The sequence below is a fragment of the Acidimicrobiales bacterium genome (assembly GCA_035316325.1).
Lineage (GTDB): Bacteria > Actinomycetota > Acidimicrobiia > Acidimicrobiales > VFJN01 > DASXTK01.
Window position 1 is genome coordinate 13,273 of record DATHJB010000012.1, and the last position, 11,360, is coordinate 24,632.

Below are 11,360 nucleotides of genomic sequence, written 5' to 3' on the forward strand. Positions count from 1 at the left end.
TGACTCATCCGCTCGGTCCGCACGACCGGGCGAACGTGGCCAGGCGGTCCCACAGCTCGGTGCGTCGACCCGCGAGGTTGTGGAGGTGGCCCGACCCCGCCAGCTCGAAGCGGGTCGTCGGCGCGGACGCGTAGCGGTTGGCCGCTCCGTCGATGTCGGTGCAGATGTCGTGCTCGCCGAAGGCCAGCAGCACCGGGACGTCGATGGCGGCCTTGTCGGCGTCGGTCGCACCCGGCACCATCGCGGTGAGGCCGCAGGTGGGGAGCAGCGGTGCCCGTTGGGCGGCGAAGGAGGCCCGGGCCGCGGCCGGCACATCCGGGGCGAAGAAGGCGCCGTGGGTGAGCGCGCGGCGCTCGACCCTCGAGCCGGGAGCGAAGCGCTGCCGGGCCAGGGCGACCAGCTCGGCGTCCGGTCGGCCGGCGGCGCCGCGCTCGGCGTCGGTCAGCACCTCGGGCACGCCGGCGCCGCTGGCCCCGAGCACGGCGATCCCGTCGAACGACCGGTGCCGGGCCTGCTGCACGTCCACGAGCATCCCGCCCATGGAGTGCCCCACCCCCACGACGAGGGACCCCGGGTCGAGCCGCCGGCGCAGGTCGGCCACCGCCGCAGCGTGCGCCGCCGCCACGACGCCGGGGGTCAACTGGAAGAGGTCGTCGACCGGCGTCGACCGCCCGAGGCCGGGGTGGTCGAGGGCGACGACCACGAGGCCCTTGCCGGCGAGGTGCCGCGCCATGCTGTAGCCGTCGAGGCCGGCGGGCGGTTCCAGGTCGAAGTACCCCGTGGTGCAGCCCCCGCCGGCGAGGCAGTACAGCAGCGTGAGAGGCCCCGTGCCGTCGACCTCCCGCGGCACCCAGGCCCGGCCGCCGAGGCGATGGCGCCCCGGGAACGGCAGCTCCGACGACACGTCGACCTCGACGGGCGACACGGCGACGGTGTCACGGCGCGGCATCGGGATGCTGCAGGACCACGCCCGTCCGGCTGGCGGTCACCAGGGCGGTCCAGGCGTCGGGCACCTGGTTGACCGCGGTCCCCCGGAGCTGACGGACGGCTTCGAGCGTCAGGTTCAGGCCGTGGATGTACCCCTCGCCGATGAGCCCGCCGTTGGTGTTGCAGGGCAGCGAACCCTCGGGGCCGAGGTGGCCGTCGGCGACGAAGTCCTTCGCCTCGCCGAAGCCGCAGAAGCCCAGTGCCTCGAGCTGCATCAGCAGGATCGGCGAGAAGGCGTCGTAGACCAGGGCGACGTCGACGTCGTCGCGGGCGATGCCGGTGGCGTCGAAGAGCCGTTTGGCCAGGGCCACGGAGCCGTCCATCACCGCCAGGTCGGGGCGGTAGTGGTTGCTCCCGATCTCCTCCTCGAAGAGACCCGCCCCGGCCGCCGCGGCGATGGCGACCGGGGCGGGCGTGTCGCCGGCCCGGTCGGCGCGGGTGATCACCAGGGCCGCGGCGCCGTCGGTCTCCTGGCAGCAGTCGAACAGCCGGATCGCGGGCTCGGCGATCCAGCGGGAGGCCTGGTGGTCCTCCAGCGTGATGGGCCGGCCGTAGAAGTGGGCCGCCGGGTTGGTGGCCGCGTACGCCCGGAGCTGCACGACCGCCCGCCCGAAGTCCTCGTTGGTGGCCCCCGAGGCGTGCATGTACCGCACGGCGTTGAGCGACATCCACGACGCCGGCGTGATGACCCCGAACGGGTTGGACCACTGCATCGCCGTCGACCCCGAATGGGCGGAGGTCGGGCGCCCGCTGAGCTGGGCGGCGCCGAAGCGCGAGCCGGAGCGGGCCTTGATGGCCCGGTAGGCGACGACCACGTCGGCGGCCCCGACCGCCAGCGCCGCGGCGGCGTGCAGGAGGACGCCCTGCGACCCCCCGCCGCCGTACGGGACCCGGCTGGACCAGCCGATCTCCCGGGCGCCCAGGGCCCGCACCAGCTCGGTCTCCTCGACCGGGTCGATCGTGTAGCTGACGATGCCGTCGACCTGCTCGGGCTTGAGGCCGGCGTCGGCGACCGCGGCGAGGATCGCCTCGCCGGCGAGCAGCGTCTCGCTCCGCCCGGCCGACTTCGAGTACTCGGTCTGGCCGATGCCCACGATCGCCGCGGTCATCGGTCGTCCCCCACGGGCCGGAACACCGGGACGGCCATGTCGTCGACGGTCGGAGCGAACACGACCTCCACCTCCATGCCGATGCGCACCTCCGACGGGTCGATCTCCACGAGGTTCGTCACGACGCGGAGGCCTTCGTCGAGGTCGACCAGCGCGGCGATCAAGGGATAGTCGAACGCCGGGTTCTGCGGGTGGTGCAGGATCGCGTAGCTGTACACGGTCCCCGTCCCCGCCAGGTCGAAGAGCTCGTGCTCCAGCGAGTGGCAGTACGGGCAGATGGGCCGGGGTGGGTGCCGGAAGCGCCGACACCCGCTGCAGCGCTGGGCGACGAGCCTCCCGTCGCTCACCGCCGTCCAGAAGGCCTCGCTGTCGTCGGTGACGACGGGTGCGGGCCGCGTCGCGCTCAGGCGGATCACGGTCACGGCCGGTCCACCGGGGCGTCGAGGACCACCCGATCGGCGGCCATGGCGTCGACCTCGGCATCGCTGTAGCCCAGCTCGCGGAGGATCTCGCGGGTGTGCTCGCCGCACATGCTGGGCCCCCGCTGGACGACGCCGGGCGTCTCGCTGAAGTCGACCAGCAGGCCGGGGTCCTCGAAGCGTCCGACGCTCCCGGCCCACGTCGTCGAGGTCAGGCCCGACGCCCGGGCCTCCTCGTCGTCGAAGAGGCGGCGGCAGAACAGCTCGTCGACGATCTCGACCGGGACGACGGGGTCGAGGTCGGCGAACCAGTCGGCGGCCGGTCGGCTCGCGAAGCGTTCCTCCAACCGCGCCGCCGCCTTCTCGTCGTCGACGTCGGCATCGCCGTCGACCAGCCGGCGACGGCTCTCGGGGTCGAGGGCGGCGACGAAGATCCACCGGTCGTCGGCGCACCGGTACATCCGGTAGAAGGGCGAGAGCCCGTACTGGTCACCGTCGACGTGGCCCCACGGGGCCGGCGTGCCGTCGGCGTGGATCCAGGCGTACGACGTGTGGAGCAGTCCGGCGTTGACGATCGACGTGCTCACCGACTGGCCCTCGCCGGTCCGGTCGCGGTGGTAGAGCGCGGCGATGATGGCGACGGCGGCGAGCAGGGCGTTGCCGGTGTCGCCCATGTTGGACCGGCTCCACAGCGGAGGGTTGCCGGCGTCGCAGGCCCCGTCCTCCCACTCGGTGCCGGTCAGCGCCGCGGCGGTCTGGTCGGTGCCGGGCAGGGCCGAGCGCGGGCCCTTCTCGAAGCCGCGGGTGTTGCAGAAGATCAGGCGGGGGTGGCGCTCGCGCAGGGTGGCCTCGTCGAGCCCCAGCCGGGCGGCGGCACCGGGCCGCCAGTTGGTCATCACCACGTCGGCCCCGTCGACCAGCCGGTCGAGCACCGTCCGCCCCGCCGGGCTCTTGAGGTTCACGGCGACGCTGCGCTTGCCCCGGTTGGTGCCCAGGCCCATGTGGGTCCCCGCCCAGTAGGTGTCGTGCAGGGCGTTGACCTTCACCACGTCGGCGCCGAGGTCGGCCAGGACCCGGCCCGTGAACGGGCCGGCGACGCCGAGGCCGAGGTCGAGCACCCGGATGCCGGACAAGGGGTGCGTCAGCTCGCCGCCGCCGTCCGGCAGAGTCGTCGAGGGGTCGGGCGGCACCCGGGCCGCCTCGGCGAGCACCTCGTCGGTGTGCTGTCCGGGCCTCGGGGCGGGACCACGCACGGCGCCGGGGGTCGTCGAGAACTCCAGCAGGGTGCCGGCGTGGCGGATCGGGCCCACGTCCGGGTCGTCGACCTCGACGACGCAGCCGTCGGCGAGGAACGACTCGTCGGCCAGCGCCTCGGCCGGCGAGCGCACCAGCGCCACGCCCATCCCCGCGGCCTCGCCGGCGCGCACCCAGTCGTCGGAGGGGAACTTCTTGAACGCCTCGGCCAGGAGGGGGTGGAGGTACATCCCGGTGAGCATCCCGTCCGGCTCCATCGACACACGGTCCGGGTCGTCACGGTAGGCGCCGTCGAGTGCGGCGGCCGCCAGGTCGTCGCCCTCGGCCGAAGAGAGCACCCAGTTGGGGCGGACCGTCCAGTGGTGGACCCAGCGCCCGTCGGCGCACTCGTACAGCCCCTCGATCGATCGCCCGTCGGTCGGCCACATCCAGTAGAGGGGCGCATCCGGGTTCTCGACCCGCTGCCAGTTCAGGCACACGGCCGCCAGCGCACCCTGCAGCAGCGACGTCTCCACGTGCTGCCCCCGGCCGGTGACCTCACGCGCCCGCAGGGCGGCGGCGATGCCGACGGCCGCGAAGTAGGTGGCGCCGATGCTGGGCCACGGCGACCGGGGGAACACCGGGCTGGGCCGGTCGGCCCCGCGCACCAGGCCTTCGGGAACGTCCTGCTCGGGGTGGGGCGCCGCCCGCCCACCGATGAGGTCGAACGCGGTGCCGTGGCGGCCCTTGTGGTCGTAGAGAAGTCCGGTGCGGGCCGCCACGAGGGCATCGATGCCCGGCCGGTCGCGATGCGCCGGGTGGTCGCCGTAGCCGGAGATCGAGCAGGTGATCAGCCGAGGGTTGGCGTCCGACAGCGTCTGGTGGTCGACGCCGAGGTACGCCGCGGTGCCGGGAGCGAAGCTCTCGACCACGACGTCGGCCTCCGACGCCAGCGCCCAGAAGGCGGCGAGACCGTCGGCCGAGGCGAGGTCGAGCCGGGCGCTGCGCTTGCCCCGGTTCCACACCCGGTAGCCGGCCTGCCCGGCGAAGGGATCGCCGCCCGGACGCTCGATGCGGGTGACCAGCGCACCGTTGTCGGCGAGCAGCATCGTGGTCATCGGGCCTGCGGTCCCCCAGGACAGGTCGAGTACCCGCAGCCCATCGAAGACTCCTGTCACGCACGCGCTCCTTCGGTCGTCTCGGTCGTCGCACCGCCCTGGCCGCTGCGAGCGATCGCCCGCTCGTCGGTGCCGAGGTAGCTGGCGATCACCGCGGGGTCGGACCGCACCTCGGAGGGGGTCCCGGCGGCGATGACCCGGCCGGCCTCCATGCAGTACACCCGGTCGCTGATCCGCATGATCAGGGGCATGTCGTGCTCGATGACGACGAGCGCGGCATCGAGGTCGTGCTGCACCTGGCGGATCAGCGGCGCGAACGCCTCGGTCTCGCGCTGCGCCATGCCGGCGGTCGGCTCGTCGAGCAGCAGCACCTTGGCGTCGGTGGCGATGAGGCAGGCGAGCTCGGCGACCCGGCGCGTGCCGGTCGACAGGTCGGCGGCGAAGTGGTCCGCGTACGGCCCCAGCCCGAGGAAGGTCAGGATCTCGTCGGCCTCGGTGCGCTTGCGCCGCTCCGACGACGGCGACGGCGGGAGCGCCAGCATCGACGGCACGAGCAGCGAGTGCTGCCGGGCCTCGAGCGCGACCAGGACGGTCTCGCGCACGGTGAGTCCGCCGAAGAGGCGGGCGTCCTGGAAGCCGCGCCCGAGGCCGGCGGCGTGCCGGCGGTGGGCCGACCGGTTGGTGACGTCGTGGTCGAGCAGGCGGATCGTGCCGCCGTGGGGCGTGAACCCCGAGATGGCGTTCATCAGCGTCGACTTGCCGGCGCCGTTCGTGCCGATGAGGCCGACGACCTCGCCCCGGTGGACCTCGATCGACGCGTCGGCGACGGCCCGCACGCCGCCGAAGGTGACCGTCACGTCCCGGGCCTCCAGCCACGGTCGGTCCCCCTCCGGGAGGGCCACCAGTCGCTCGCGGGTCGTCAGGTGCGGGGTCGCCGCCGGCTCGGCCACCTCGCGGGGGACGCGGCGGCCGAGCCAGCTGACGACGAAGTCGCGGACGTTGTAGATGACCTGCACGAGGCCGCCCGGGAAGTACAGGAGCAGCAGCAGCAGACCGACGTTGGCGGAGAGGAGGCGCACGGTGTCGTTGGCACCGAACGCCGCCGGCAGCCCGACGACCCAGAGCGCGCCGAGGATGCCCCCGGCGACCGTCCCGATCCCACCGATGATGGCGATGGCGACGAGCTGGAGCGACGCCTCCGGCGAGAACGGGCTCTCCGAGCCCGAGGCCAGGAAGCCGGGGAGCAGGTAGGAGTACAGGGCGCCGGCCAGCGCGGCGATGCCACCGGAGACGGCGAAGGCGCTCAGCTTGGTGCGCGTCGGCGACACCGTGGCGGCCGACGTCATGGGCTCGTTGTCGCGCACCGCGATCATCGTCCGGCCGGCCCCGGTCCGGCGCAGCCGGCTGACCAGGAGGACGACGCCGACCAGGAAGACCAGGCACAGGTAGTAGTAGTTCGACGGCTCGCCGAAGTCGACGCCGCCGAGCACCGGCCGGTCGCGGGTCACCGACGGCACCGACGGACGGCCGCCGCTCCAGAACTCGCGGGCGAACATCCAGTTCGAGGCCATGTTGGCGAAGGCGAGCGTGGTGACGGCGAGGAACAGGCCCTTCACCCGCAACGCCGGCAGGCCCACGAGCACGGCGAAGCCGATGCCGACGGCCGTGGCGGCGACGAGCGCGGCCAGCCAGGGGAGCTCGATCGTCACCTCCGTCAGCTGGCCGACCCAGGGCGCGCCGATCCCCAGCGTGTGCCCCTGGGTGAAGGCGATCATCGACAGGCCGCCGACCCCCGCGAACGCGAACTGCCCGAGCGAGAGCTGGCCGGCCCAACCGGTGAGCAGCGAGAGCGACACCGCCACCATCGCCACGATCAGCAGCTCGGTCCAGATCAGGAGCTCCGACGACTTGGTCACCACCTGCGGCACCACCAGCGCGGGCACCAGGAAGAGCAGCATGCCGATCCCGGGAAGCCGCCCGATCCACCGGTTCCGCTGCAGGCGGTCCGGGATGGGGGCGCGCCGGGCGCCGACGGTGAACCCGGTCTCCTGCCGGGTCCCGGCCCGGGCCAGCAGGAGGACGAGGACGAGGACGCCGACGAACAGGAACGCGTTGAACACGCCGATGTTCCGGTTCAGGTTCACCGAGACGATCGACTCGGTCATGCCCAGTGCCAGCCCGCCGAGGATCACGATCGGGATCGAGCGCATCCGCGCCGCCATCGCCACGATCAGCGCCCGGAGCAGCAGGCCGATGGTCGAGACGCCGGCCAGGTCGTCCGCGGTGCGGGTGACGACGGGGGCGAGGGCGATCTGGGTGTAGGCGGCGAAGCCGGCCGCCAGCCCCCAGACCAGCGTCGACACCCGCTTCGGGCTGACACCGACGAGCCGGGCGTTCTCGGGGCTGTCGGCGACCGCACGGATGTGGAGGCCGAGGCGCGTCCGGCTCAGGAAGAACCCGAGCGCGACCACGACGGGCACGATCAGCAGGATCAGCGAGCTCTGGCGCGGGCCGATGGTCAGACCGTCGCTGACCTGGATCTCCGCCCACGTCGCGTCGAACGCGACGGGGATCACGCCGCCCTGGACGTCGGGCAGGGCCTCGACGATGAGGACGGTGACGAGCTGCGCGACGCCGACGGTGGCGATGAGGAGCACGACGCGCGGGGCGTCGAACAGCCGCCGGACGACCAGCAGCTCGGTGAGCACCCCGATCGCCACGGCGCCGGCGACGCCGAGCGCCATGGCCAGCGGGTACGGCAGGTCGTAGTTCTGGAACAGCACCACGAACGAGGCGACGCCGAACGCGCCGATGGCGGCCTGGGCGAAGTTGACGATGCCCGAGGACCGGTAGATCAACACGATGCCGGCGGCGATGACCGAGTAGCCGAGGCCGATCGCCAGGCCGTTGAACGCCACCTGTGCCGAGAACGACCAATCGAGGAGGGCGAGGATCACAGGGTCACTCCCCCGTTGACGGCGGCGCCGGCGAACACGGTGTCGACCAGGTCAGGGCGGCGGAGCAGCTCGTCGGCGGCCCCTTCGAACACGACGCGACCCTTCTCGAGGTAGACGGCGCGGTCGCACACCGACAGGGCGATGTTCATCGACTGCTCCACCAGGACCATCGTCTGGCCCCGCTCGCGCAGCCGCTCGACCACCTCGATGAGCGACTGGACCACGATCGGTGCCAGGCCGAGCGACAGCTCGTCGATCAGCAGCACGTCGGGCTCGTGGACCAGCGCGCGGGCGAGGGCGAGCTGCTGGCGCTGACCCCCGGACAGGTCGCCGGCGACCGCGCCGAGGCGCTCGTCGAGGAACGGGAAGACCTCGACGGCTCCGTCGATGCGCCGTTGGCGCTCCTGCCGGCCGAGGTCGAGGGTGGTCAACGACAGCTCGAGGTTCTCGCGCACCGACAGTCCCGGGAAGATCCCCTCGCCGCCGCGGACGGCGACGACGCCGCGGGCGAAGCGGTACTCGGCCGTGGTGTAGGTGATCGTCCGACCGTGCAGGCGCACCACACCCCGGTCGGGCAGCATCAGCCCCAGCATCGCCCGCAGCAGCGTCGACTTGCCGGCCCCGTTCGTCCCGAGGACGGCCAGGCTCTCGCCCTGGCGCACCTCGAGGTCGCAGCCGAAGAGGACCTGCACCGGCCCGTAGGAGACGTCGAGGTTGCGGACCTGCATCACCGGTACGTCGGAGGTCGCCGCGACGCGCTGGCGCTCGGCGTGCTCCTCCCGCATCTCCTCGGCGACGAGGGCGATGTCGGCCGTCAGGAACCGCGATCCGTACACGATGAACGCCGCGCCGACGAGCGCGGCCGGGGGCACGACGAGGGTGAGCGCCGAGCGCTCGCCGATGGCGTCGCTCAAGGACCCGGCGAGGAGGTTCCCGAGGAAACCGCCCAGCAGGAAGATGTAGAGGCCCACGAGCGCGAACGCCTGGCTCCGCATGCGGGGCGGCACCGCCGACGCGATCGCGGGCGACGTCAGCACGAACGCTCCCGCCTGGAGCGCGTTGGCCACGCTGTAGAGCAGCAGGAACCAGGCCGGCGCGTGCAGGCGCATGGCGACGGTGACGAAGATGCCGTAGCCGAGCAGCAGCAGGCCAGACAGGCGCAGCAACGACGGGGGGTTCTTGGTGAGGAGCCGGTCGCCGACCACGCCGATCACCGGGATGGTGACGAGCGAGCCGCTCCACGCCAGCGCCAGCATCCAGCCCCGGGTGGAGGCGCCGTAGCCGTACTCGTCCTCGAGCACGAGCGACACCAGGTTCGGCACGCTGACGAGGGCGAAGCCGAGCACGCCGATGCCGACCGCCAGCAGGTAGAAGCTCCGGACCTTCCGGAGCCGCACGAAGGCGGCCGACAGCGAGACGGGCGGGTCGCCGGCGTCGGCATCCATGACCTCGCCGAGCACCTCCCGCTGCTCGTACTGGCCGCGCGGCGGATCGCGGAGGAAGAGGGCCCAGACGGCGAGCAGTCCGAGCGGCAGGGACAGCACCGCGAAGACCCAGCGCCAGGCCTCGGGCCCGCCGATCGCGGCGGCGACCCCACCGGCGAAGAGCGGGCCCATGAGCTGGCCGAGCGGCCGGCTGGCGCCCTCGACGGCGAAGACGCGCGCCCGGGCCCGCAGGGGGTACCCGTCGGCGAGCAGCGACGACGCGTTCGGCAGCCGGCTGCCGACGCCCATGCCGGTCCCCGTGAGGGCGATGCCCATGAGGAACGGGTTGGGGGCCAGGCCGGTGAACGTCGTGAACACGGCGACGGCCACGGTCCCGTAGCCCACGACCCGGGTGCGGCGCACGCGGTCGCCGAGCGCGGCGGCCGGCAGCGTCGTCAGCACCAGGGCCACACCGACCAGCCCGATCATGCCCAGCAACACGGTGTCGCTGATGTCGAACGTCGCCTGGATGTCGGGGGCCAGCACCACGGCGGCGGCCCGGGGGAACTCATCGAGGATCCCGATGAGCAGGAGCACGCCGAGCAGGCCGGCGCCGCCGCCGTCTTGGAGGGCAGCCCGCAGCGGCAGGCGGCCGGCGCTGCTCGACGGCGGCGGCGGCGGCTCGGTGGTCACGGTTCGAGCTCGAACGTGTCCTCGTCGGTCGCCACCGTGTTGGTGGCGCCGTCGTAGATCTGCCTCGCGAAGACGGCGGGACCGGCGTGCTCGTCGGCCGACCAGTCGATCTCGCCCAGCACCGGCGGGACCCGGTAGGCCGGGAGCTCCTGGAGGGCGGCGACGAAGCGGTCACGGGTCAGGTCGCCGCCGGCCAGCGACAGGGCCGCCGCCAGCACGTCGACCTGCACGCACGTCGCGGTGATCTGGTTGTAGTCGAACGTCGCGGGCTCGATCTCGTCGCCGGTCCGGCGGGTCCAGATCTCGTGGCAGGACGCCGCGATGGGGTCGTCCGCGCCCAGCTCGGTGGCGCCGAGCGTGAAGGTCACGAACTCCTGCCCGTCGGCGATCTCGCGGGTGCCGAAGCGGTCGGCGAACACCTCGTTCGACGAGTTGGCCGAGATCGGCGCCGAGATGAACCGGGGCGAGAGGCCCTGGGCGTCGAGCTCGGTCTCGATCCCCGTGTGGTTGGTGTTCTGCACGAACATCAACACCGTGTCGACCTCTTGGCTGGCGAAGTCGGTCGCCGCGGAGGTCAGCACCGTGTTGCCCTCGGGGTCGCTGGGGCCGGCGTAGTCGGTCCGGTAGGCGGTGTAGTCGACACCGGCCTCGTCGAGCATCGGCAGCACGGTCTCCTCGACGGCGTCGCCCTGGTTGGGGAAGACGCTGCCGTACCAGACGCCGACCTTGCCCTCCAGGGCGCCGTCGTCGAGAGCGTGCTGGACCGTCGCCGCGTACTGCTCCTCGAGCACGGGGAACCGCGTGAACAGCAGGCCCTCCGAGTCCTCCAGGTCGGCCTCGGTCACGTCGGCGCCCGTGTAGGCCGGCACCCCGGCATCGGTGAGGCAGAGGACCTCGTCGTAGGTGGCCGTGTTCACGACGAGGTTGGACCGGTCCTCGGTGGCCTCGACGCAGGCCTGGCCGCCCTGGGCCTGCAGGACGTCGTAGACGACCCGCTGGACGTCGACCGTGCGGCCGCAGACGCCGCCGTTCTCGTTCAGCTCGTCGGCGAAGACCTCGTAGGTCTCGGTGGGGTCGACCCCGGCGACGGTGAATCCGATCTCGGCGAGCGCAGTGAAGTCGATGCTCAACGTGGCCACGTTCACCGAGTCGGCGCTGACGCCGTCGTCGTCGCTGGCCACGTTGTCGCCGGAGCACTCGACCGGTTGCAGTCGCCCGACGTCGTCGACGGTGACCTCTCCGGTGAAGTCGGCGTCTCCGCCGGCCGGAGCGTCGCTCCCCGAACCTTCGTCGTCGTCGCCACCACACGCTGCCATCAGCAGCGCGCCGCACGTGAGCGCCGCGAACAACCGTCTCCTCATGATTCCCCCTAGGTCACCTGAACTGCGGCTGACCCTAGCAGTTACTATGGAATTTCCAA

General features: G+C 72.8%; 7 protein-coding genes. All 7 read right to left on the reverse strand.

Annotated features, from left to right (window positions below; genetic code table 11):
- Positions 1 to 4: 4 nt before the first annotated feature.
- From VK611_01585 to VK611_01615, 7 genes are read right to left on the reverse strand one after another with little or no spacing between them, the layout of a single operon-like run.
- Positions 5 to 949: an alpha/beta fold hydrolase gene (locus VK611_01585; GenBank protein ID HMG39983.1), complete on the reverse strand. Its 945-nt coding sequence runs from the start codon at positions 947 to 949 to the stop codon at positions 5 to 7.
- Positions 936 to 2,096, reverse strand: coding sequence for a hypothetical protein (locus tag VK611_01590; GenBank protein HMG39984.1), 1,161 nt, complete (start codon positions 2,094 to 2,096; stop codon positions 936 to 938). Before VK611_01590 ends, VK611_01585 begins: the two co-directional genes overlap by 14 nt.
- On the reverse strand, positions 2,093 to 2,518 hold the full coding sequence (locus VK611_01595; protein HMG39985.1) for a Zn-ribbon domain-containing OB-fold protein: 426 nt from the start codon (positions 2,516 to 2,518) through the stop codon (positions 2,093 to 2,095). The genes VK611_01590 and VK611_01595 overlap by 4 nt, the downstream gene beginning before the upstream one ends.
- Entirely contained in the window at positions 2,515 to 4,926 is a 2,412-nt protein-coding gene (locus VK611_01600; GenBank protein HMG39986.1) for a CoA transferase, read from the reverse strand. Before VK611_01600 ends, VK611_01595 begins: the two co-directional genes overlap by 4 nt.
- On the reverse strand, positions 4,923 to 7,823 hold the full coding sequence (locus tag VK611_01605; protein HMG39987.1) for a branched-chain amino acid ABC transporter permease/ATP-binding protein: 2,901 nt from the start codon (positions 7,821 to 7,823) through the stop codon (positions 4,923 to 4,925). Before VK611_01605 ends, VK611_01600 begins: the two co-directional genes overlap by 4 nt.
- Complete coding sequence (locus tag VK611_01610) at positions 7,820 to 9,940, reverse strand: MFS transporter (protein HMG39988.1); 2,121 nt, start codon at positions 9,938 to 9,940, stop codon at positions 7,820 to 7,822. Before VK611_01610 ends, VK611_01605 begins: the two co-directional genes overlap by 4 nt.
- Complete coding sequence (locus VK611_01615; protein ID HMG39989.1) at positions 9,937 to 11,301, reverse strand: ABC transporter substrate-binding protein; 1,365 nt, start codon at positions 11,299 to 11,301, stop codon at positions 9,937 to 9,939. The genes VK611_01610 and VK611_01615 overlap by 4 nt, the downstream gene beginning before the upstream one ends.
- Between the last annotated feature and the right edge of the window lie 59 nt (positions 11,302 to 11,360).

Bases quoted from the DNA above. Each gene is read 5' to 3' on its own strand.
- VK611_01590 (HMG39984.1), bottom strand. From the start codon at position 2,096: ATGACCGCGGCGATCGTGGGCATCGGCCAGACCGAGTACTCGAAGTCG.
- VK611_01585 (HMG39983.1), bottom strand. From the start codon at position 949: ATGCCGCGCCGTGACACCGTCGCCGTGTCGCCCGTCGAGGTCGACGTG.
- VK611_01615 (HMG39989.1), bottom strand. From the start codon at position 11,301: ATGAGGAGACGGTTGTTCGCGGCGCTCACGTGCGGCGCGCTGCTGATG.